We start from the raw sequence: 22,831 nt of genomic DNA, 5'->3' as shown, positions 1-22,831 counted from the left end.
GGATGACGACGATGGGAAGGTGTTCCTTCCGGGGCCCGGTCTTGCCGCTTTCGCGTCATACCGCGATGACACATCATCTTGTGTCGAGAGGAGCTGCACCTCAAACGAACTTGAACGCCCGGATGCGGCTGAGGATTTCCTCCGGGTCGGCGGCGAGCGTGTGCAGGTTGATGGCGATCAGCTCCCGCCCGTGTTCGCGCGGGGTGCGTTTCCAGTTGCGCATCATCAACGTCTTCCACACAGGGAAGGTCTGCGCCTTTGCAACGGCGTCGTCCAGGGAACGTGTCAGGAGAACGTCGAGCCGGACAAGCTCCATGTTGCGTACAGAGGTCCGCTTGACATCCGTCATCCGGATCGCGGCCCAGTCAATGAACCCGATGCGCTCCACGTAAAGACCGTCCTCGCTGGCGCCGAGCTGGGGCCTGCCCTTTTCGACCATCGGGTAGTGCCGGTAGGCGATGCCGAGCGGCGCCAGCCCGGCGACGGCAAGCAGGGGAAGCTCGCCGACGAGACCGATCGCCACAAACAGGATGCCGAGCAGAAGGCTTCCGTAAACGAGCCCCTCGCTCTGGCCCCGGTTGAAGCCGACGGTGAAGGCCACGGGATCCGGCCGTGTGGTCTCCTCTTTTGAAACTGCCTCTGTCTTGGCTGCCATGAAGGATCACCTCGTGAAGGATCCCCTAGGTGTCGAGGATCTCGGTTTCGTCAATCTTTATGTCGAACCCTTCCAGCCCCACGTAATGGCGTTCACGCGATGCCAGCAGGCGAATGGAACTGACACCCAGGTCCTTCAGGATCTGTGCGCCGAGCCCCACTTCACGCCATTGTTCCTGTCTGGCTTGCGCGGAGCTGTGCTCTTCGGTATCGGCGGCTTCAAAATCCGATCTCGCACGCCTGGATTGCCGGGCGACCCCCACGGAGCCCTCGCGCAGATAGACGATCACGCCCCGGCCGCGATCGGCGAAATGCTTCATGATCTGGTCGAGCGGCTGGGCGTCGCCGAAGACATCGTCGAGAACCGATTCCAGCTGCAGGCGGACAGGCACGCTGCGGCCGTCGAGAATGTCTCCATAGACGATGGCCACATGGTGCATCGGGTCATAGGGGGTGGAATAGGTCATGGCGTAGGCCGGGCCGAACACCGTGTCCACGGGCTGCTCGTTGACCCGCTCGACCATGCGCTCGGTGCGCTGGCGCCAGGCGATCAGGTCGGAGACCGAGACCATTTTCAGGTCGTGTTCCGCGGCGAATTCGGCAACCTGCTGGCCGCGCTTGACAGTGCCGTCGTCGTTGACCAGCTCGCTGATCACGCCGACCTGTTCCAGGCCGGCAAGGCGGCAGAGGTCGACGGCGGCTTCCGTGTGGCCGGAGCGGATCATGACGCCGCCTTCCTTGGCGACCAGCGGAAAGATGTGGCCCGGGCGGACGAAGTCGTCGGCGCCGACATTCGGGTTGGCGAGCGCGCGCACGGTCGAGCAGCGTTCCTCGGCAGAGATCCCCGTGGTCAGGCCCTGCCGGTAGTCGACGGAGATGGTGAAGGCGGTTGCGAGCGGCGCGTCGTTCTCGGCGACCATCGGATCGAGCCGGAGCCGCCGTGCATGCGCGACCGTCATCGGCGCACAGATGATGCCGGATGTGTGGCGGACCATGAAGGCCATCTGTTCGGGCACGACCTTGGAAGCGGCAACGATCAGGTCGCCTTCGTTCTCGCGGTCGTCATCGTCGGTCACGACAACCATTTCACCGCGTTCGAATGCGCGGATTGCTTCTGCGACACGGGCCTGGGACACGGGATGCTCCTTGGTTGTGGCTAGTCCGAGAAAATCGTTGGGGGTGACTTCGCCATTGGTGGCAATGGCGATCTTGCGGGCCATGTCCCGCGAGACCCAGACATTGGGGTCATTGCAAAGGGCGGTGACAGAGGCAGGCGACAGGTTTGCGCGGCGCGCGAAGGCGCTGCGGTTTTCCCCGGTCTGCAAAAGCCATTGATCCAGTCTCATGGCCGAGCATATACGCCCAATCTCCTTCAGCCTCAAGAGAAGGAGGAGCAAAAATTCAGTGATACTGAAAGATTAGTCGCTTTTGACATATTCCGCGACGCGCGAGACGAAGGCGGAGGTCCACCAGCGCTCTTCAAGACCGTTGCTGGCGGCCATTCGGCTGAAGTCTTCCGTGAGATAGCTCGTATAATACGGCTCGTGGAACAGCTGCGGGAAGACCGACAAGAGACCGTCATAATCCGGCACGTCTCCGGTCTGCAGGCTGTCGACAAACAGGAAGGAGCCGCCGGGTTTGAGCACCCGGGCGACTTCACCGAACACCTGGCGCCGTATCTTGGGCGGCAGCTCGTGAAACAGGAAGACGCAGGAGACCACGTCGAGCGAATTGTCGGCAAAGGGAAGCTGTTCGGCCATGGCCGTGACAAAACGGGCGCGGCGGGACTTCAGCCGGTCGCGGGCGACGTTGAGATAGGGCTCGGAGAGATCGATGCCGGTTCCGGTCAGGCGCGGGAAGGCGGCGAGCGCCGGGCGCAGCAAACCGCCCGTTCCGCAGGCAAGGTCCGCATAGGCAACCTTGCGCTGGTCCTTCCGGCGCAGGATCTTCGCGAACGGCACCAGCGCCCGCCGGCGCATGGCGGCGGTCGCTCCGGAAAACAGCACATCCACCTGGAAGTCGTAGAGCCTGGCGCTGCCTTCCGACAGCCAGCCGTCGGTCTGGAAATGGAAATTCTGGCGATAGTAGCGCGGCAGGGCGGCGGTAAAGCCGCTGGTGCCTTCGTTGACTTCCTGGTGCGCACCGGTGGCGCGGCGCCGTGTCACCTCCGGCGCATCCCTGAAGAAGGCCCGGCTGGTGGCGAGCAACTCGCCCGGCGTCATGGTCCCGTCCGAGGGCATCGGGTAAAGCCCGTCCTCGACGGCGGTCAGGTCGGCGGCGAACAGCTTGACGATATCGGCAAGCATGCGCCGCTGGCTGGGCACCGGCCCGTCCGGCACGACTTTCGGGATCTCCGGAAGATCTTTCTGCAGCTCCCGGTTCATGCGGCGCACGGCTTCGGAATGCAGCGTATAGAGCGCCACGCGGCTGCCCTGGTGAAGCGCATAGCGTGTCCTGCGGGCGAGGGTGAAAAATGGCGCCAGGCTGCGTTCCCTTGAGGGTCCGACGTCCTCTTCCACCGCGCTCATGGCTCACTCCCTTGTCAGTACCGCCACCGCTTCAATATGGGGCGAATAGTGGAACTGGTCCACCGGTGTGACGCTTTGCAGCGTGTAGCCGCCGTCGATCAGGATCCTGAGGTCCCGGGCCAGCGTCGCCGGATTGCAGGAAACGGCGACGATTGTCTTGACCGTGGAGATCGCCAGCTGTTCCGCCTGGGCCTGGGCGCCGGCGCGCGGCGGGTCGAACACCACGGTGTCGAACGGTTCAAGCTCGTCGCGGACAAGCGGCCGCCGGGACAGGTCGCGCCGCTCGAAGGTGACTTTCTTCAGGCCCTGCGGTTTGCGCAGCGCCTTGTCGAAGGCGGCAAGCGCGGCCGCGTCGCCCTCGACGGCATGCACGTTGGCATTCCGGGCGACACGAAGGGCAAAGGTGCCGACACCGGAAAACAGGTCCGCAACGTTTTTCGCCTTGCCGACACCGCGCAGGACGAGGTCCGAGAGCGCATGTTCTGCGGCAATGGTCGCCTGGGTGAACCCGCCGGGTGCAGCGACGATGCCGACACCGCCCATGTCGAGCAGCGGCGGGCGCACTTCCAGGATCACCTCGCCATTGACCGACAGGCGGGCAAGGTCCAGTTCGACGACTTTCTGGGAGAGTGCCGGGATCTTGTGGTCGTAATTCTTGTCGGCCTTGTCGATGGCCACATCGAGCCCGGCGGTGGTGGCGAGCACGGTCAGGCGCAGGTCACCCTTTTTCGGCATGACCTGCGCGGCCAGGGTTTTCAGTCCGGGCAGCGCCGCGACGATGACCGGGTCGAGCACCGGGCATTCCGAGATGTCGACCAGCCGGTGGCTGGCCTTCTCGTGGTACCCAAGCAGCGTGTGACGTCCGGCGCGGGTTGCCGTCAGAACGGCCCGGCGGCGTCCCCCGGCCGTCGCGGCGATCGTCCCGGCCACCTCCGTTTCGATGCCCCGATCGGCGAGCGCCTTGACGACAAGTCCGCGCTTCCAGTCCAGATAGGGACGTTCGGCCAGATGCTGGACCGAGCAACCGCCGCAGGTTTTGAAATGCCGGCAGATCGGCTCGATCCGGTCCGGGGACCGGGTCTTGATGACCGGCTTCCTCGCACGTCCATCCACCACGTCGGCATGAACGGTTTCGCCGGGCAGGGCGCCTGCGACAAACACAGGGCCGGTCTCGGTCGGGGCGATACCGTCACCGCGATGTCCGAGTTCGGTAACTTCAAGCTCTCTCTCACTCATGGGGGAGCGATAGCGCCAACCGCGCCGCTGGGCAAGCAAATCGGGGAAGGGAACCGCAAGAACTTCAGGAGACGGGCTTGTCAGCCCGCCTTTTGCCCATGAAGCAGCCATTCGGCATTGCCGTCACCCCCCTTCACGGGAGAGGGGATCAGTTCACCGGCCTGCCAGCCCGGTACCGAGCCGAGCCAGTCCTGCAGCTCCGCCGCGACATCCTGAGCGACCGCCGGGTCCACCAGGCCACCTTTCCCGATACGCGCCCTGCCGGCTTCGAACTGGGGTTTGACCAGAAAAAGGCCTTCCGCGCCCGGCGCGGCGAGTTCCAGCGCCGGCGGCAGGGCCAGTTTCAGGGAGATGAAACTGACATCGGAAACCAGCACCTGCGGATGGTCGCCGTCAAGGTCTTCGAGCATCAGGTCTCGGGCATTGAGGCCTTCGCGCACCATCACGCGTGGATCACCGCGCAGGCTGTCGTGCAACTGCTCGTGGCCGACATCGATGGCGTGGACACGGGCAGCTCCGCGTTCCAGCAGCACCTGGGTGAAGCCGCCGGTGGAGGCGCCGATGTCCAGGCAGATCCGGCCCGCCGGATCGACCCCGAAACGCTCGAGACCTTCAATGAGCTTGAGCGCGGCCCGGGACACATATGCCGCTGCCGGGTCCTCGACGGCAATGACGGCGCTCGCGGCAGTCTTTTGGGCCGGCTTGGTAACGACGGTTCCGTCGACGGTCACCGTTCCGCGCAGCACCGCGTCCCGGGCCCGGGCCCGGCTGGGGAAAAACCCGGCATCGACAAGGTGCTGGTCTAGGCGCTGTCTGGACATGTCTTGCGGTCGTCAGAAACAGCCGGCGATGGCGGAAATCAGCCGGTCGACATAGACCTGTTCGCCGGCGTAAAGCCACAGCAACAGCGCCAGCGCGAGGAGACCCGTCGCGCCGGCCGTCAGGCCTATGTAAAGCGTCTTGCCCATCTTGGCCGGGGTGCTCCCTGGATCGGACCGTCAGGAAGACGCCGGCGCGCTGTCGACCAGCCGGCGCAGCTTCCGCATGGCGTTTTCCGTGTCCTCGTTGAAGGCGATCGTGCCGACGAACTTGTTGTCCGCATTCATCAGGAAAACCGCTGCGGAATGGTCCATCGTATAGTCGCCATCGTCAAGGGGGACCTTCTTGGCGTAGACACGGTAGGCCTTCAGCATGGCGTCGATCTGCTCGCGCGAGCCCGTCAGCGGCACGATGCGCTTGTCGAAGGCCCAGACATAGTCTCGCATGACGTCGGGCGTGTCCCGCTCGGGATCGACGGTCACGAACGCATAGTTCAGTTTCCCGGCATCCGGCCCAAGCTGCTCCATCCAGCCTTGCAGTTCCGACAGGGTCGTCGGACAGACATCCGGGCAGAAGGTGAAACCGAAGAAGATCACCAGCGGTTTGCCGGCGAACGTCTTGTCGGTCACCGTTTCCCCCGTGCCGCTGACGAGCTCGAACGGGCCGCCGATCGAGGCCAACGGTTCGATCAGGGCACCGGAATTCCCGTTGCCCGCGGTCTGCTGGTAGACCAGCCATCCGGACACGACGGCGAGGGCGGCAACCGCCGCCCAGGCCACGTACCGGAAGAGTTTCAAACCAGACATGGTGGTCGTCCTCTTCTTTGTCCGATCAGTTGCTGCTGTGGTTCATCTTGCCGTGATCCATGTCGCCGCCGGCAGGGCTCTTGGCGCCCATCCTGGCGACAGGCAGGTCCACGGCAACCTCACCGGCCTTTTCGAAGGTCAGGATCACCGGCACGGTAGACCCCTCCTCGAAAGACTGTTTCAGCCCCATGAACATGATGTGGAGACCTCCGGGTTTCAGCGCAACGGTCTCTCCGGCCGGAATGGCAATGCCGTCTTCCATTTCGCGCATCTTCATGACGCCGTCGGTGACGGACATTTCATGGAGTTCGACCTTGGCCGCGACATCGGAACTGGCTGCAACGAGGCGATCGTCCTCCGCCCCGCCGTTGACGATCTGGACGAAGCCGCCGCCGGCCTTGGCCTTGGGCGGTGTGGCTCGGGTCCAGGCCTGCATGAGGGTCAGGTCGCCGGCCTTGTAGTCCTTGGCAAGCGCGGAGAGGGAAACGAGCGTGAGCGCCGTTGCGAGGGCAACGGATTTGATGATGTTCATTTGATTTTGTCCTGATTTCTGAAGGGGTGATGTCTCAGATCAGGAAAGCGGTGGCGCACGAATGGCTCTGGTGCGGTCGAGCCCTCTTTGAACAGGGGAACCCTGCGGAACCGCGGCGGCAACGGACTGCGACGCCGGAGTTCGGCCTTCCGCGGATGGGTCTGCGGCAAGGCAGGGGCCAAGCGCACAGCCATGGGCGCAGATCGGGCCGCACTGGCAGGCGAGCGGATCGTGGGACGCCGGAACGCCTTGTTCCAGCGCCGAGGGCTGGCACAGGCTGGTGAGGCCGGCGGACGCAGCGGTCTGGGGCGACAGCGCGCTGGCAAGCACCAGCAGGCACAGGCGCATCACGAAGGCAAGGCCTGCCAGCGCCACCAGGGGGCTGCGTTCCTGCCTGAGCAACTGCATGTGTGTGATGCGCGGCGTCATGCAGCGGCTATAGTCCGGATCGGGCGGGAAGTCGAGCGGCGAAACGGCGCAGTGCAGGCGCTCTCAACTTCGTTTGTCGGATGCCTCGGCGTCGGTCGCATCGTCTTGTGTGGCCGCGGTCTCACCGGTCTCGTCTTCGTCGGTCTTGGGTGTGTCTTCTTCGGCATGCTCGAAATTGTAGATGTCGTCCTCATAGGCCGGGAATTCTTCCGGCGGGATGACATATTCTTCCGCTTCCGCATCCAGGGGTTCCGGCGAAATGACCGAACCGACCTGGGCCGTGGAGGTGTATTCGAAGTCCGTCTTCTCTTCGGCGGTAAGGGCCTGGCGCGCATAGATCCGGGTCAGGATGAAGGCCACCATGGCGATATTGGCCACGATCAACATGACAAACAGACCGGAAGGACCGATCTGTCTCATGATCAGGGACGCCGCAAGAGGTCCGACGATCGAGCCGATGCCAAAGGACAGCAACATGCCGGAAGAGGTCTCGACAAAGGCTTCCGACGGCGCATGGTCGAAGGCATGGGCAACCGAAATCGCGTAGAGCGGCTGTGTAAACATGCCGAGCAGCACTGCCGAGACAATGGCAACCAGGAACTCATTCGGCGAGAAAAACGCGATCGCGAGCGAGGCGGCGATGGTGGCAATGCCAAGTCCGACCAGCACGAGACGGCGGTCGATCCGGTCCGACAGGCGTCCGACCGGCCATTGTGCCAGCATCCCGCCACCGATGATCGCAGCGGCGTAGAACGCGGACTGGTTCGTGCTCAGGCCGATCTGGGAGCCATAGAGCGGCGACAGGGTCAGGAGCGCGCCCTGGGTCGCGCCGACAAAGACAACGCCGACAAAGGCGGCCGGAGAGTTCCTGTAAAGTTGTCTGGGGCGGAACCGCACAAGCGTGATCGGTGCCGGCTGCGTCGAGGTCGTCAGCGAAATGGGGATGATCGCAATGCTGACGGTGACCGAGGCGATCACGAAGGGCACGAACGAGGAGATGCTCATCGTCGCGATCGAGATCTGCCCCATCATCAGCGCCGCGAACAGGATCACGATGTAGAAGGACATGATCGTGCCGCGGTTTTCGTTAGTCGCCGTTTCGTTCAGCCAGCTCTCCACGATCATGTAGAAGCCCGCCAGGCAGAAACCGGAGATCATGCGGATCAGGAACCAGGCATAGGGATCGACGATCACCGGATGCATGATCGCCGATGCGGACATCAGGGACACGAGCGCCGCGAAGGCACGGATATGACCGGCGCGCATGATGATCAGGGGAGCGCCGAGACAGCCCAGAACCATGCCTACGAAATAGGCCGACGACATCGCACCGATTTCGAGGTCGGTGAAATAGAAACGGTCCGCGGCCAGCGGCAAAAGGGTCGTCTGCAGGCCGTGCCCGAAAATGAACAGGGCAACGGACAACAGGAGGGCGGACACGGAAAGGAGCGTCTGAGCCATGGCGGCATCCTGATTAGGTGCGCGGCAAGCCTGAAGTGACCTGCCGACATCCTGCGCGGGCACGTATTCGAACGCGCCGGCAGCTGCCGACGCAAATGTCGCTGAAATCCAGCCTTTTCAGGTCTTTATGCCCGTGTCAATGATCAATCGAACCCGCTCCCCAAGCCAGGTGCGGGGAGCGTTTGTCGCGGAAGTGGCGAAACACGCTCAGGCGCGCCGCGGCGCGCTCAGCGTTGCCGTGCCGAGCGCGGTGAACACGGTCTTCAGGATGCCGTCGCAATTGAGACCGGCCCTGGCGTACATGGCATCCGGCTTGTCCTGGTCGAGATATGCATCCGGCAGGGCGAGCGTGCGCACTTTCAGGCCGTTGTCGAGCAGGCCTTCTTCCGCCAGACGCGTCAGCACATGGCTGCCGAAACCGCCCGCGGACCCTTCCTCGATCGTTACCAGTACCTCGTGTTCGCGGGCAAGCCGCCGGATCATGTCCATGTCGAGCGGTTTCGCGAAACGGGCATCGGCAACGGTCGTCGACAGGCCCGCCGCATCCAGCTCCTCTGCAGCCTTCAGGCATTCGCTCATGCGTCCGCCGAAACTGAGCAGCGCCACCTTGGTGCCCTCGCGGCGGATCAGGCCCTTGCCGATTTCCAGCACGCTGCCGCGTTCCGGCAGGTCGAGGCCGACGCCTTCGCCGCGCGGATAGCGGAAGGAGATCGGCCCCTCGTCATAGGCGACCGCCGTGGCCACCATGTGGCGCAGCTCGACCTCGTCGGCCGCAGCCATGACCACGAAACCTGGCAGGCAGGTGAGAAAGGCGGTGTCGAAGGCGCCCGCATGGGTCGGACCGTCAGCACCGACGAGACCGGCCCGGTCGATCGGGAAGCGGACAGGCAGCCCCTGGATCGCGACGTCATGGATCACCTGGTCGTAGGCGCGCTGCAGGAACGTGGAATAGATCGCCGCGAAGGGCTTGTAGCCTTCCGTGGCAAGTCCCGCGGCGAAGGTCACGGCGTGCTGTTCGGCAATGCCTACATCAAATGTGCGCTCCGGATAGGCTTCGCCGAACAGGTCGAGCCCGGTGCCGTCCGGCATGGCCGCCGTGATCGCGACCACCTTGTCGTCGGTCTCCGCTTCCTTGATGAGTGAGGTCGCGAACACGTTGGTATAGCTGGGCGCATTCGCCTTCGGCTTCGACTGTTTGCCGGTGACAACGTCGAATTTGGCGACGCCGTGATACTTGTCCTTCGCACCTTCCGCCGGACCGTAGCCCTTGCCCTTCTGGGTCACGGCATGAATGAGGACCGGACCGTGATGGGTGTCCCGCACATTCTTGAGGATGGGTAGGAGGTGCTCCAGGTTGTGCCCGTCCACCGGGCCCACATAGTAGAACCCGAGCTCTTCGAACAGCGTGCCGCCGGTCCAGAAACCGCGCGCATATTCCTCGGCGCGGGCGGCCTTTTCGAACATCTGCTTGGGCAGGTTCTTGGCAAGGTTCTTCGCCGCGTCACGCAGCGTCTGGTAGGTCGGGCCGGAAACGAGTTTGGCCAGGTAGGCCGACATGGCGCCGACAGGCGGGGCGATCGACATGTCGTTGTCATTGAGAATGACGATCAGCCGGGAGCCGAGATGGCCGGCGTTGTTCATGGCTTCGTAGGCCATGCCGGCGGACATGGCGCCGTCACCGATAACAGCGATGACATTGTTGTCGCCGCCCTTCAGATCCCGCGCCGCGGCCATGCCGAGGCCGGCGGAAATCGACGTGGACGAATGGGCCGCGCCAAAGGGGTCATACGCGCTTTCCGCCCGTTTTGTGAAGCCGGACAAGCCGTTTCCCTGGCGCAGGGTGCGGATCCGGTCGCGGCGCTCGGTCAGGATCTTGTGCGGGTAGCATTGATGCCCGACATCCCAGATGATCTTGTCCTCGGGCGTGTTGAACACGTAATGCATTGCGACGGTCAGTTCGACGACGCCGAGCCCGGCTCCCAGGTGGCCACCCGTGATCGACACGGCGTCGATGGTTTCCGAGCGCAATTCTTCAGCAAGCTGTTGCAGGTCGGATTCTTCAAGCCGACGCAGGTCCGCAGGTGAATGGACCTTGTCGAGAAGAGGCGTTTCAGGCTTGGAAGTCACGCTGGAGATCGCTCCACGATTGGAAAACAGGCGGGCAGGCATACACCAACCGGATATAGGGCGCAAATTCGCCGAGTGGAATGTGCCAAATTGGCCGTCATTGTCAGGAGTACGAGCCTTCGTTGAATTTGTCCGACTAAATTAAAAGTTGGAATCGCAAAATATGTGCAACTTTCCATGAAAATGCTCTCAGTCACCCTTTTGGGTGATGATTTGGGGGCGGATCTATCCTAAGGGAAAGGGGTGGTCGATGGGGCCACGTGCACAGTGATCAACTTGGGGTCGCAATTCGCGGCCCCATTTTTCGTTCACGGTGAGGCAGCCGCGCCGGATGCAAACAACCTGTCTTGCGAGCCTTTTGGAGCTTTGAAAAGGGCGCGCTGATAAATGTCAGAACAGTTGCGCAAGCCTGTGGACGAGCATTGCCAGCTGGAGTTGTGTGTTCACCCCGGTCTTTTCATAGATGCGCCGCAGGTGGGTCTTTGCCGTGTTCCGGGTGATGGCAAGGTCATCGGCCGTGGCGTTCATCGAGCCGGTCACGGTCAGATGCCGGGCCAGATGGGCCTCGGACTGCGAGAGATCGAAATGGTCCTGCAGGCATTTCTCGATTTCGCCGGACAATTCCCGCGTCTCCACCAGCCTGACAACGAACATTGCTGACTGGTTATGAGCCGGGTGCGCCGGAATTACGGTGCTGATGGTCACCCGCTTCAGGAAGCCTTCCGGATCCGCGATGAAGACGGAGCGTTGTGGGGGCGGTCCGGCAATGCCGGACTGCCTGTCGGGATGCTGGCGTGTTGCGACTGCCAGCTCCAGCAGCGCGGCGTCCAGCTGCTTGTTTTTAACAAGGAGTGTTTGCCGCGCCTGGGACGCGATGTCCGCTCGAGCCAGGGCTTCCAGCGCGGATGGTGTCCAGGCAAGAATGTCCCGATCTGCGTTGACGAGCAGTGCCGGACCTTCAGCGGACGACAGGAGCAGGCGCTGGTGTTCGTTGTCCAGGCGCTTCTTTTCCATCTCGAAGTGGATGTTCAGTCCCGGTTCGAGCATCTTGACGATCGTGCGAAACGTCTCGCTGGCAGTGTCGGTGTCGATAGCGTCCAGATCATGCGAGGAAAAGAAACAGCTGAACAGGATGGTGGATCGTCCGCTGCGCCAGATCGGCGAAACCAGCCCGGGCGCCATGTGCAGCTTGTCTTCGGCACTGGATCCGTCGGCAGCCTCCATCTGCGATGGGGTCTGCGACGCGACTGTATCTGGCGCATGGTCCTTCGACGGGTCGCTGGCCGGCGCGTTACGGGCGAGTGTTGTTTTGCAATAGGGATAAAACAGCGCTGCTTCGGACAGCAGAAACTGGAGTGCGGTGCGTCCGCCTTCGGTTTCAATCCGCTGCAGGACCTGCCCAAGTGTCTCGGCCGGGGGCGTGCCGCCGAACCGGGGCTGGGGCGTGCCGTTTTCGTCGAATTCCGACAGGAAGGATGTGCACCCGAGTGTTTCATCGATGAAATCGAGGACTTGAGGCCATCCGTCGGATTGTGTCGAGCACTCAAGAACTCGCATAAGTAGATTTATGCGATCTGTTTCGTTGAGTGCTGGCCAGTCTTGCATGATCTACTAACTATTACATAAAAGCCTCTGTTTATTTTCTATACAATTAGCAATTTGGCGCCTTCATGGCAATGCATGCAATAAAGTTTAGCTTGTCGGCCTCTTTTGGAAGTAGGAAGACCGGCGCAATTCAACCGGCGCACGCAGGGCTGCGGACAGTGCGGCCGGCCGTTCTCTTGTTGCCGGACCGCGTCCGGCCTGCGTGCCGCGGACATGTCTGAACCTGAGCCGGGCCGGCCGGACGGGACCCGCGTGGCGGCTGTGCCGGTCTGGCGGGCAATCGCAGGAAAGGGGCGGTACAGTCCGCCGGAAATCAGTCTACTGGGGGTCGAGGGCTTCGGTGCCGCCGGCTTCGCCATTCTGTCCGAGCTGGATCTTCTCCACCTTGGCTTCGGCGGATTTCAAAAGCGTATCGCAATGTTTGCGCAGCGCGTCCCCGCGCTCATACATGTCGATACTGCGCTCCAACGGGACGTTGCCCTGCTCCAGCTCGCGCACAATGGTCTCAAGCTGCTTGAGGGCGTCCTCAAAGGAGAGGCCGGAAATGTCGTTCGCTGCGTCGGTCATGGGCGATCCAGTGTTTCGGCGTTTCGTCAGTCTCGAGGCAAACTTGCGGTCCGGGCGGCGAAGGTCAAGGGACCGAATGAAATTCGGGCAGGTCATCCCCGTGGTTTTGACGCAGGAGCGCCGTGACGGAGCCAAGGATCGTCCTGGGACGCATCTGCCGGAGCTCAGCCGGTCATCAGTGTCATCACGTGCGCGGCGGTCGAGCGGGCCAGACCTTCCAGATCGTATCCACCTTCAAGAACGGAAATCAGGTGCCCGTCGCCATGCTTGTCGGCAACATCCATCAGCGCCCGCGTCGCCCAGGCGAAATCCGCTTCCACCAGGTTGAGCCCGCCGAGAGGGTCGCGTGCATGCGCATCAAAGCCCGCTGAAATGATGACCAGTTCCGGCGCGAAGTGCTCGAGGCGCGGCAGGATCACCACCTCGAAGGCTTCCTTGAAGCCGGTGCCGTCCTCGCCCGGCGGCAGCGGAACATTGACAATCGTGTTGGCTTCACCGGTTTCGGAAGCGGCGCCCGAGCCCGGATAGAGCGGCATCTGGTGCGTGGAACAGTACATCATCGAGGCGTCGTCCCAGAAGATGTCCTGCGTGCCGTTGCCGTGATGAACGTCGAAATCGACGATCGCAACCCTGTCGAGCCCATATTTGGCTTGAGCGTAACGTGCGGCCACAGCGGCGTTGTTGAAAAAGCAGAAGCCCATCGCCCGGGTCTTTTCCGCGTGGTGTCCGGGAGGCCTGGACGCGGAAAAGGCATTGCTGACCCTGTTCGTCAGAACCTCGTCGACGGCCCGGCAGGCACCGCCGACACCGCGCAACGCGGCTTCCCAGGTGCCGGGAGACATGGTGGTGTCCGCGTCGACCCGCGCCGTGCCTTCCTCCGGAGCAAGCCGGTGTATCTGATCGACATAGCTCATCGGATGCGCGCGCGCGATGTCCTCCACGGCGCCCATCGGTGCCATATCCCGCTCCACGGACTGGAATTTCTCGTGTTCCAGAATCCGGTCGATGGCCCGGATCCGGTCCGGACGTTCGGGATGTCCCACCGGTGTCAGGTGGTCGAGATAAGACGGATGGTGCAGGATCAATGTGGACAAGGAGGCGTTTCCGGAAGGTCGATTGTTCAGGTTGTCTTTGCCGGTTATCAGATCGCTTGCAATGGAGACTGTCAATTGTCGGAAAGTAAATGCGTTTCGCGAAGACCTGGTTTGAGCCGCAGGCTTGTTCAGAAACGGCGAAAACACCGGTTCCATGAAAGTGGAACAGTGTTGTCCGGAGTGTCGCGGGCTTCACCGCCGCCAGTTCCGCGCGTCACGATGGCGAACCGCTCGCCGCCGGCCACCGTTGGATGTTTCGGACGAAGACAGGTGCAGGAAGCAGAAATGTTTCAGGCCCGGTAGCCATAGAGTTCTGCCGCAAGTGTCGATGGACTATCGGAATTGGACCTTGGGGAGGGGGAAGGGGCGTTCCGCTTTTTTTTTGACCGTATCGCAAAAAAATAGGCCGGCTATGTGTAAGCCGGCCCTTTCAGAGGTGCGAGCACCGCAATGCCCGAGGGGAGGTCCGCTGCATCTCAAATCTGATTCTTAAACTACGTGATTCCAGTAAGGGAATGCGAGCTTTTTACCGTAATCCATTTGGGTTATGGTGTTGATAAGTTTGAGGCAGGTGCAGATTTGTAGGCTTCTATTGTATGAATTGCTTAACCTAAATCAGGTTGCTCGAGCTTGCAGTAGTTGTCCGTTAAAACGGAAGCTTGGAGCTTGTGCTGATTAACTTCAGGTGATCGCGGTTCAACTTCTGAATCAGGATTGCCGCACGAACTGCTGATATTTCAGGCTTTTTGAATCCGTGATGAAGAATGTGCCAGAAGGAGCGGGCCAATCCGCCGCAGGCATCTGGTTTCTACCGGGCGCGTATCTTTAGTCACGCGGGGCCGCGGCGCGGCGCAACCGGTCGTTGATGGCTTCGCCGAGGCCAAAGTTGGGGATAAATTGAACCCGGATCGTCTTCGCGCCGCTGGAATCGAGAATTCTCATGGCGCGGAACAGGTTGGCGGCGGCTTCACGAGGGTCACCGCTGGGGCTCAGATTGAATTCCGCGTGCGCTTGAGTTGCCCCCGGCAAGGGGTCGGGGCCAAAGGAGAGCAGGGCGTCCTCGGGTGCGGCTTCCCGTGCGTTGAGGATCATGCGGGCGTCGGGAGCATAGTGCGACGACAGCATGCCGGGCGCTGCCGGTGCGTCCGGCCGCATGGCCGGGCTGGCGCCCGCAAGGGCCATTCCCAGAACGGTCTCGACGTCTTCCCGGGCAATGCCACCGGGTCGAAGCAGCCGTGGTGTGCCGTCGGCCAGGCCGACAATCGTCGACTCGATGCCAACCGCGCAAGGTCCGGCGTCGATCACGAAGCTCAGGGCGTCTTCAAGATCGGCAACCACGTCTTCGGCCCGGGTCGGGCTGATCCTGCCGGACCTGTTGGCGCTGGGCGCTGCCAGCGGACGTCCGGTTTTTTCCGACAGAAAGCGCATCACCGGTCCGTCGGGCACACGCAGGGCAACCGTGTCCAGACCCGCGGTTGCCAGGTCTGAGATCTGCGAGGTCTCGCGTTTCGGAACGACCAGGGTCAGCGGACCCGGCCAGAAGGCCTCGGCAAGCGCAAGAGCCTGCTTGTTGAAGATGCCGTGATCCAGGGCAGCGTCGAGGGAGGCCACATGGGAGATCAGGGGATTGAACTGGGGTCGGCCCTTGGCCTCGAATATTTTCGCGCAGGCGGCGCCGTTGGTGGCGTCGGCGGCAAGACCGTAGACCGTCTCGGTCGGCACCGCGACAAGGTCGCCGGCCAGAAGTGCCTTGCAGACGTCATCCGCTTCAGGAGCGGTCTGCCAGCCGGGGCTGTGGATGTCGAGTGTCCAGCGCTGCATGTCGCGTGTCTCGCCCGTTGGGTTCCTGCGAATTGACCAAAAAGACGATGACCTGCCGCTGCGATACGGGTTGACGTTAACGTCAACTGGTCTATTGTCCACTCAAATCGCTGCCGATAGCGCCTTTTGCGGAGAAGCCTCGCATCCGTCAAGCTCGGAACAGCCAAAAAACAGTCATGCGTCGGTGCGAACCCGCCCCGGCCGGTTTGGGAGGACCTGAATGTATCGCGCCCCTGTCGATGAGATCGCCTTTACGCTGAAACAAGTCTGCGGACTGGGAGATCTTCGGGAAAGTGCCCGTTATGCGGAATTGAGTGACGATCTTGTCGATGCCATTCTCACCGAGGCCGGCCGGTTCTCGGCCGAGGAGATCGCGCCGCTCAACGCTGTTGCCGACCGGCATGGCACGCCGTTGGAAAACGGCAATGTGTCGACGCCTCCGGGCTGGCGCGAGGCCTATCATGCCTGGATCGAGGGCGGCTGGAACGGACTGACCGCCGATCCGGAATCCGGAGGCCAGGGGCTGCCGCAGATGCTGTCCGCGGCGGCGCTGGAGATGTGGAACTCCGGGTCCATGGCTTTCGCCATCGGACCGACCCTGACCATCGGCGCCGTCGAGGCCATGGAAAAACATGCTTCCGAGGACCTGAAGGCCAGGTACCTGGAAAAACTGGTTTCCGGCGAGTGGATGGGCACCATGAACCTGACCGAGCCGCAGGCCGGGTCGGACCTCAACGCCCTGAAGGCCAAGGCGGAACGCAACGACGACGGCACCTACCGCATCTTCGGCCAGAAGATCTTCATCACCTATGGCGACCACGACCTGACCGACAACATCATCCATATGGTGCTGGCGCGCCTGCCGGACGCGCCTCCCGGCACCAAGGGCATTTCCCTGTTTCTGGTGCCGAAATTCCTGGTCAATGACGACGGCACGCTCGGCGAACGCAACGACGTCAAGGTGGCCGGGGTCGAGCACAAGATGGGTATTCACGGTTCGCCGACCTGCACCATGGTCTATGGCGACGAAGGCGGCGCGAAAGGCTGGCTGATCGGTGAGGAGAACCGGGGCCTCGCCTGCATGTTCACCATGATGAACAACGCCCGCCTCGCGGTCGGCATCCAGGGGCTGGGGGTTGCCGAGCGCGCCTACCAGCACGCTCTAGCCTATGCGATCGAACGCAAGCAGGGCCGGGCGCCGGGGGATACGGGCGAGGACGGCATGAGCCCGATCGCGCGCCATCCGGACATCAAACGCATGCTGCTTGGCATGAAGTCGAGGACCCAGGTTGCCCGGGCGATCTGCTACGCCTGTGCCCATGCCATCGACATGGCGAATGCCGCCGGAGATGCCGACGGCAGGACCTTCTGGAGCGAACGCGCCAGCCTGCTGACGCCGATTGCCAAGGCGTTGTCGACCGATTTCGGTGTCGAGGTCGCCTCGCTCGGTGTCCAGATCCACGGCGGCATGGGTTTTATCGAGGAAACAGGTGCCGCGCAGCACCTGCGGGATGCCCGCATCGCCCCGATTTACGAAGGCACCAACGGCATCCAGTCGATCGACCTGGTGACGCGCAAGCTGCCGCTGTCCGGCGGCGCACATGTCAAGGGTTTCATAGCGGAACTGACCGCCATTGCGGACGAGGTTGCCGCGTCCAACCGGCCGGAATTCGGCGCGACGGCGGAGCGGCTCGCGGCAAGCCTTCAGGATTTGGCCGAGGCGACCGACTACATGCTGGCGGCGCAGGCCGATGGCCGGGTTGCCGACGCACTCTCGGGTGCAACACCCTACCTGCGGCTGGCCGGACTGGCGCTTGGCGGCGCGCTTCTGGCCAAGGGCGCCCTGCGCTCCGCCGGGGAACAGGCGCAGCGGTTGGCAGAACGCACGCTGCTGGCGCGCGGTTACTGCGAAACCACGTTGGGAGAAACAGCCGGCCTGAAGTCCGACATCCTTCTGTCGGCGGAGGCGATACAGACCTTCGATCCGGAAACGCTGGCCTCCTGAACCGGCCCTGGAGCACCTGATGATACAGAAATCGATTGAAGACGGCGTCCGGGTCCTGCGTCTGGACCGGCCGGAGAAGAAGAATGCCCTGACGGGGGACATGTACAACGCCCTTGCCGAAGCGCTCGAGACCGGCAACGGCGATGACGGCATCCGCTGCCAGCTGATCTGTGGCCAGCCGGAGGTCTTTACCGCCGGCAACGACATCGGCGACTTCCTGCAACATGCCGGCAAGGCCGGCCTCGACGAAACGCCGGTCGTGCACTTCCTGCGGGCGCTGGTCCGCAACGAGAAGCCGCTGGTCGCATCCGTCGACGGCATCGCCATCGGTGTCGGCACAACGTTGCTGATGCATTGCGACATGGTCTTTGCCAGCCCGCGCTCCCTGATCCGCTCGCCTTTCGTCGATCTCGGCCTGGTGCCGGAGGCCGGGTCCAGCCTGCTCGGTCCGCAGCTGATGGGCCATGCCCGGGCGTTCGAGCTGCTGTGCCTCGGCAAGGGTTTCTCCGCGGAGAAGGCGGCCGCCTGCGGCCTCGTCAACGAAGTGGTCGAGGGAGATGTCGATGCGGCGGCTTTGGCATGCGCGAAGGAGATTGCCTCGAAGCCGCCTGAAGCCATGGCGCTCTCGAGAAAACTGCTGCGCGGCGACATTTCAGTGCTGTCGGATCGCGTGGAGGAGGAGATCAGGATCTTCGCCAGCCGTCTGAGCGCTCCGGAAACCATCGCCGCCTTCCAGGCCTTTATGATGAAGAAGAAGGCCTGAGCCATAAAATGAAATGTCATCCCCGCGGAAGCGGGGACCCAGGAAACTTCATCTTCGGTGAGGAAAACAACGGTCCCGGAATCCTGGGTCCCGGCTCGTCGCTTCGCTTGGCCGGGATGACAACATTGGAGACCGTAAGGTCGTCGCACAAAGCGACATATGGAGGAACGACCATGTCCCTGAAGGGGAAGACACTTTTCATCACCGGCGCCTCACGCGGAATCGGCAAGGAAATCGCACTGCGCGCGGCGCGTGACGGCGCCAACATCGCTGTCGCGGCGAAAACCGCCGAGCCCCACCCGAAGCTCGAAGGCACGATCTTTACCGCCGCAGAAGAGATTGAAGCAGCGGGCGGCAAGGCTTTGCCGGTGGTGCTCGACGTTCGTGACGATGAAGCCGTCAAGGAAGCCATCGACAAGACGGCGGCCCATTTCGGCGGGCTCGACATTCTGGTGAACAATGCCAGCGCCATCCAGCTCACGCCCCTGCAGCAGACCGACATGAAGCGTTTCGACCTGATGCACCAGATCAACACACGCGGAACTCTGGCCTGTTCCAAACACGCGATCGAGCATCTCAAGAACGCGGACAACCCGCATATCATGATGCTGTCGCCGCCGCTCGACATGCAGGAAAAGTGGTTCGCTCCGTTCACGCCCTATTCGATCGCCAAATACGGCATGAGCCTTGTGGTGCTGGGCCTGGCCGGCGAGCTGCGCTCCAAGGGCATCGCGGTCAACGCACTTTGGCCGCGCACCACGATCGCGACGGCGGCGATCAAGAACATCATTGGCGGCGACAAGATGATGCAGCAGAGCCGGACGCCGGCCATCCTGGCCGATGCCGCCTACGAGATCTTCACCTCGCCGTCGAAGGAGTTCACCGGCCAGTTCCTTATCGACGACACGTTCCTGGCAAGCCGCGGTGTCACCGACTTCGACAAGTACCGTGTCGACCCGAGCCTTGCGCTGGCCCCGGATTTCTTCGTGCCGGACGACAGCGAGGCGCCTTGCGACCTCGGCCCCGCAAAAGGCTGAGCAGAGAGGGTGGACACCGGAACGGGCTTGCAATGCCTTGCCCGTTCCTGCAGGATTCCGGTGCCGACGAGGGCGGCAGCCGGATCCGCGGAAAGCGAAAGCACCCTGACACCCGACGATACTTGCCGGTTTTTCACCTGCGCCCGACACAAGCGGATCACCCGGGCTTTTCAAACAGGAGAAAAGCCATGTCCGACGGACCTGCATCTTCCCTTGAGGCTTACAAGAAATCCGCCCGCCGCCTGCGCAAGGCCCATTTGAAGGGGGACGCGGACGCGATTGCGCGCGTTGCCGCCCATGTCGATCCGGCGAAGGGTCTGAGACATGCCGATTTCCTGCATGTGATTGCCCGCGAAGCCGGCCACGACAGCTGGCCGAAGCTGAAATTTGCGCATGAATCCTTGGCCATGACCCGGGCCGAGAGAGCCGAGCGATTGAAGATCGCGCTCTATCATGGACAGCACTGGATCACGGACAGGCTCCTGGCGGATGACCCGTCGCTGAAAGACGACAATCTCGGTCTGCAAGTCGCCCTGATCGATCCGGCGGCGGTACATGCGGCCCTTGCCGCCGACCCGGCTGCTGGCACGCGCAAGGTCGGTCCGCGCAGTCCTCTTCTGCATCTGGCCTTTTCCAGGGAAATCCACCGCAGTCCGGAAAAGCGGGCGGACATGCTGGCGATCGCCGAGATGCTTGTCGCGAACGGCGCGGATGTGAATGACGGCTATCCACCGGAGCCTGGCGCGGATCACACGCTCTCCGCGCTCTATGGCGCGCTGTGTCACGCCGACAATTTCGAACTCGGCCGCTGGTTCCTGGAAAAGGGCGCCGATCCGAATGACAACGAGAGCCTCTATCACGCGACGGAGCTTGGCCAGGCGCACGCGCTGGAGCTGCTTCTGAAGCACGGTGCCCGCCCGAACGGAACCAACGCCCTGCCGCGCGCGCTCGATTTCGACGACATCCGCAAGGTCCGGCTGCTTCTGGAGGCAGGGGCCGATCCGAACGTCACCGAGCCGGACCACCCGAGCGGCCTGCCGATGAACACAATCCCCTCCCTGCACCAGGCGGTGCGGCGCGGCCGGTCGCCAGAGGTCATGGCCTTGCTCCTGGAATTCGGCGCGGACGCGGACGCTGTCTGGAGCGGGCACACGGCCTATGCTCTGGCCCGTATCCACGGCAACCGGGCGGCGGCGCAATATCTGGAGAGGCAGGGTCATGCAGGCCCCTTGTCCGCCAACGAGAGTGTACTGGCCGCTTGTGCGGACGGAGCACCAGAGCCCGGAAAACTGGACCTCGCCACACTCAGCGAGGAGGACCGGAGCCTTCTCACCGAGCTCGCGGGACAACCCGGACGGCTTAGGCACCTGAAGGCGCTGATCGCGGCGGGACTGGATCCCGACCAGACCGACTATATGGGCCTGCCGCCGCTGCATCTGGCCGGCTGGAACGGCCTTGCGCCGGAATTGGCGTTCTTCCTGTCTTTTCGTCCGGATCTGGCGCGCAGGAACCGCTATGGCGGCGACGCCCTCGACACGGTGGTCCATGGCTCCGAGTTCGCGCCGCACCGGCCGGACGCGGATCACGTTTCCTGCGCGCGGTTGCTTCTGGAAGCGGGGAGCGTGCTCGAGCCACGCTATATCGCCGGCTGCGGCAATCCGGAAATGGTGGCGTTTCTGGAGGAATGGCGTGAGAGCCCGGCCTGACGCCCGTGACGGCGCCGGGGCGGTCTGTCCGGTGCCGAAGATGCCAGCCGAATTTGACGGAGCGCGGTGCTGGCCAGCAAATCGATCCACTGTTAGAACTTCTACGTATTGAATTCGTTTTTTCAGGACGGAGAAGATTTCATGGATAGCGCAATGGACCAGGTCAGCGTCTGGATGCCACTGGTGATCAACGCGGTGAAAGCCCTAGTTGTACTGATCATCGGCTGGTTCCTGGCCGGATTTCTCGCCGCTCTTGCAAAGAAGCGGATTGTCAGCCACCCGCGCATCGACGACACGATCGGCGGCTTTGCGTCCTCGATCGTACGCTGGCTGATCCTGCTGATCACGGTGATCGCGATCCTGCAGCTCTTCGGCATTCAGGCCACCAGCCTGGTCGCCGTGCTCGGCGCCGGCACGCTTGCCATCGGCCTTGCCCTCCAGGGAACGCTCAGTGACCTGGCCGCGGGTGTGATGCTGATCATCTTCCGGCCCTACAAGGTCGGACAGTTTGTCGACATCGGCGGGACTTCCGGAACGGTCAAGGACCTCAACATCTTCGTGACGGAGCTTGTGACCCCGGACAACGTCCAGATCATCATGCCAAACGGCAAGGCCTGGGGCACCGTGGTGACCAATTTCTCCGCCCATTCGACCCGCCGCCTCGATCTGACCTTCGGCATCGACTATGGCGACGACATCGACAAGGCGGTCCAGATCATCCTCGATGTCGCCAATGCGGACGCACGTGTCCACAAGGACCCGGAACCCTGGGTGCGGCTCACCAACCTGGGCGACAGTTCCGTCGACCTCGGCGTGCGCCTCTGGTGCGATGCCGGCGACTACTGGGAACTGAAATTCCACATGCTGAAGGCGGTCAAGGAAGCGTTCGACGCCGGCGGCATTTCCATTCCCTATCCGCATTCGGTGGAAATCCAGAAGGCGGGGTAGGGGGCATTCACGCCCACCTGTTCGTTATGCCCTGGCCCGACCATGGCATCCATGCCGTTTCAGTGCCAAGCGAATACCGTCACCTGTTGAATCGCAACGGTATGGATTGCCGGGTCAGGCCCACTGCTGTCCGGTCGGGCAGGAGCCGCTGCGCGCAAACAGATTTCGCCGCTTGTTCCAGTCGCCCCCCTGGAGGGGGAGATGTCTCCGACAGGAGACAGGGGGGGGGCAATCTCTCAGCATACAGGGCCTTTTCCGAATTCGAGGAACCGCTGCGCCCCCCCTCTGTCCGGTTCCCGAACATCCCCCTCCAGGGCAGGGCAATCGCATTTGACTAACGTCCTGTCCGCAGTCGCCAAATTTACCTCTCCCACGGGGAGAGGTCGGACCGAAGGTCCGGGTGAGGGGGCAGACTTTTCTGCAGGTCTCAGGCGTTTGTTCCCTCACCCCAACCCTCTCCCACAGGGAGAGGGGGCCATGCTCTGCCAAATGCGATTGCCCTGCCCTCCAAAGGGAGAGGGGAACAAGCGGCGAAGCCTGTTTGCGCGCAGCGGCTCCTGCCTGACCGGACACCAGTGGGTCAGGCCCTGCAAGGACGACGGTGAGGGCGTTTGATCGATCCGCGTCCAACAACTCGGTTGGAAAGCCGCTTCCCCAAAACTGTCATCCCCGCTTCCGTGTTCAGACCTGAGA

The 22,831-nt window shown here is 62.8% G+C and carries 20 protein-coding genes; 5 read left to right on the top strand and 15 right to left on the bottom strand.

The window, feature by feature from the left end; translation table 11 throughout:
* Nucleotides 1–100: 100 nt before the first annotated feature.
* The 15 genes from O6760_RS30610 to O6760_RS30540 form a co-directional block, all read right to left on the bottom strand.
* A complete protein-coding gene (locus O6760_RS30610) occupies nucleotides 101–655 on the bottom strand; it encodes a hypothetical protein (RefSeq protein WP_269583436.1) in 555 nt (184 codons plus the stop codon).
* Nucleotides 656–680: 25 nt separating this feature from the next.
* Nucleotides 681–2,000 carry a 3,4-dihydroxy-2-butanone-4-phosphate synthase gene (gene ribB, locus O6760_RS30605; RefSeq protein ID WP_269583435.1) on the bottom strand — a complete coding sequence of 440 codons (1,320 nt, stop codon included), beginning with the start codon at nucleotides 1,998–2,000 and terminating at the stop codon, nucleotides 681–683.
* Between the two features lie 72 nt (nucleotides 2,001–2,072).
* Nucleotides 2,073–3,182, bottom strand: a complete 1,110-nt coding sequence (locus O6760_RS30600) for a class I SAM-dependent methyltransferase (protein ID WP_269583434.1) — start codon at nucleotides 3,180–3,182, stop codon at nucleotides 2,073–2,075.
* A 3-nt stretch (nucleotides 3,183–3,185) separates the two neighbouring features.
* Nucleotides 3,186–4,418: a class I SAM-dependent RNA methyltransferase gene (locus O6760_RS30595; protein ID WP_269583433.1), complete on the bottom strand. Its 1,233-nt coding sequence runs from the start codon at nucleotides 4,416–4,418 to the stop codon at nucleotides 3,186–3,188.
* Nucleotides 4,419–4,498: 80 nt separating this feature from the next.
* Nucleotides 4,499–5,239 (bottom strand): TlyA family RNA methyltransferase, encoded by a 741-nt coding sequence (locus O6760_RS30590; protein WP_269583432.1) that lies wholly within the window; start codon nucleotides 5,237–5,239, stop codon nucleotides 4,499–4,501.
* A gap of 12 nt (nucleotides 5,240–5,251) precedes the next feature.
* The gene (locus tag O6760_RS30585; protein ID WP_269583431.1) at nucleotides 5,252–5,386 is read right to left on the bottom strand and encodes a hypothetical protein; all 135 of its coding nucleotides are present in this window, start codon (nucleotides 5,384–5,386) and stop codon (nucleotides 5,252–5,254) included.
* Nucleotides 5,387–5,416: 30 nt separating this feature from the next.
* Nucleotides 5,417–6,043: an SCO family protein gene (locus tag O6760_RS30580; protein ID WP_269583430.1), complete on the bottom strand. Its 627-nt coding sequence runs from the start codon at nucleotides 6,041–6,043 to the stop codon at nucleotides 5,417–5,419.
* Between the two features lie 25 nt (nucleotides 6,044–6,068).
* Nucleotides 6,069–6,575: a copper chaperone PCu(A)C gene (locus tag O6760_RS30575; protein ID WP_269583429.1), complete on the bottom strand. Its 507-nt coding sequence runs from the start codon at nucleotides 6,573–6,575 to the stop codon at nucleotides 6,069–6,071.
* Nucleotides 6,576–6,614: 39 nt separating this feature from the next.
* Nucleotides 6,615–7,004 (bottom strand): hypothetical protein, encoded by a 390-nt coding sequence (locus O6760_RS30570; RefSeq protein ID WP_269583428.1) that lies wholly within the window; start codon nucleotides 7,002–7,004, stop codon nucleotides 6,615–6,617.
* 63 nt (nucleotides 7,005–7,067) lie between these two features.
* Entirely contained in the window at nucleotides 7,068–8,465 is a 1,398-nt protein-coding gene (locus tag O6760_RS30565; RefSeq protein WP_269583427.1) for an MFS transporter, read from the bottom strand.
* 207 nt (nucleotides 8,466–8,672) lie between these two features.
* Nucleotides 8,673–10,634, bottom strand: coding sequence for a 1-deoxy-D-xylulose-5-phosphate synthase (gene dxs / locus O6760_RS30560; protein ID WP_269583426.1), 1,962 nt, complete (start codon nucleotides 10,632–10,634; stop codon nucleotides 8,673–8,675).
* A 348-nt stretch (nucleotides 10,635–10,982) separates the two neighbouring features.
* Nucleotides 10,983–12,149, bottom strand: coding sequence for a helix-turn-helix transcriptional regulator (locus O6760_RS30555; protein WP_269583425.1), 1,167 nt, complete (start codon nucleotides 12,147–12,149; stop codon nucleotides 10,983–10,985).
* A gap of 366 nt (nucleotides 12,150–12,515) precedes the next feature.
* Nucleotides 12,516–12,764, bottom strand: coding sequence for an exodeoxyribonuclease VII small subunit (locus O6760_RS30550; RefSeq protein WP_269583424.1), 249 nt, complete (start codon nucleotides 12,762–12,764; stop codon nucleotides 12,516–12,518).
* Nucleotides 12,765–12,928: 164 nt separating this feature from the next.
* On the bottom strand, nucleotides 12,929–13,858 hold the full coding sequence (locus O6760_RS30545; RefSeq protein WP_269583423.1) for a histone deacetylase family protein: 930 nt from the start codon (nucleotides 13,856–13,858) through the stop codon (nucleotides 12,929–12,931).
* A gap of 825 nt (nucleotides 13,859–14,683) precedes the next feature.
* The gene (locus O6760_RS30540) at nucleotides 14,684–15,679 is read right to left on the bottom strand and encodes an L-threonylcarbamoyladenylate synthase (RefSeq protein WP_269583422.1); all 996 of its coding nucleotides are present in this window, start codon (nucleotides 15,677–15,679) and stop codon (nucleotides 14,684–14,686) included.
* Between the two features lie 220 nt (nucleotides 15,680–15,899).
* On the opposite strand from O6760_RS30540, the gene O6760_RS30535 reads away from it, so the two are divergent.
* From O6760_RS30535 to O6760_RS30515, 5 genes are all read left to right on the top strand, one after another.
* Nucleotides 15,900–17,684 (top strand): acyl-CoA dehydrogenase, encoded by a 1,785-nt coding sequence (locus O6760_RS30535; protein WP_269583421.1) that lies wholly within the window; start codon nucleotides 15,900–15,902, stop codon nucleotides 17,682–17,684.
* A 19-nt stretch (nucleotides 17,685–17,703) separates the two neighbouring features.
* Nucleotides 17,704–18,447: a crotonase/enoyl-CoA hydratase family protein gene (locus tag O6760_RS30530; RefSeq protein ID WP_269583420.1), complete on the top strand. Its 744-nt coding sequence runs from the start codon at nucleotides 17,704–17,706 to the stop codon at nucleotides 18,445–18,447.
* A gap of 173 nt (nucleotides 18,448–18,620) precedes the next feature.
* On the top strand, nucleotides 18,621–19,484 hold the full coding sequence (locus tag O6760_RS30525; protein ID WP_269583419.1) for an SDR family oxidoreductase: 864 nt from the start codon (nucleotides 18,621–18,623) through the stop codon (nucleotides 19,482–19,484).
* A 188-nt stretch (nucleotides 19,485–19,672) separates the two neighbouring features.
* Entirely contained in the window at nucleotides 19,673–21,190 is a 1,518-nt protein-coding gene (locus tag O6760_RS30520) for an ankyrin repeat domain-containing protein (RefSeq protein WP_269583418.1), read from the top strand.
* A 141-nt stretch (nucleotides 21,191–21,331) separates the two neighbouring features.
* Nucleotides 21,332–22,138, top strand: a complete 807-nt coding sequence (locus tag O6760_RS30515; RefSeq protein ID WP_269583417.1) for a mechanosensitive ion channel family protein — start codon at nucleotides 21,332–21,334, stop codon at nucleotides 22,136–22,138.
* The last annotated feature ends 693 nt before the right edge of the window (nucleotides 22,139–22,831 follow it).

It is taken from the genome of Roseibium sp. Sym1 (assembly GCF_027359675.1).
Lineage (GTDB): Bacteria > Pseudomonadota > Alphaproteobacteria > Rhizobiales > Stappiaceae > Roseibium.
This window is presented reverse-complemented; position numbering and strand designations above follow the sequence as displayed.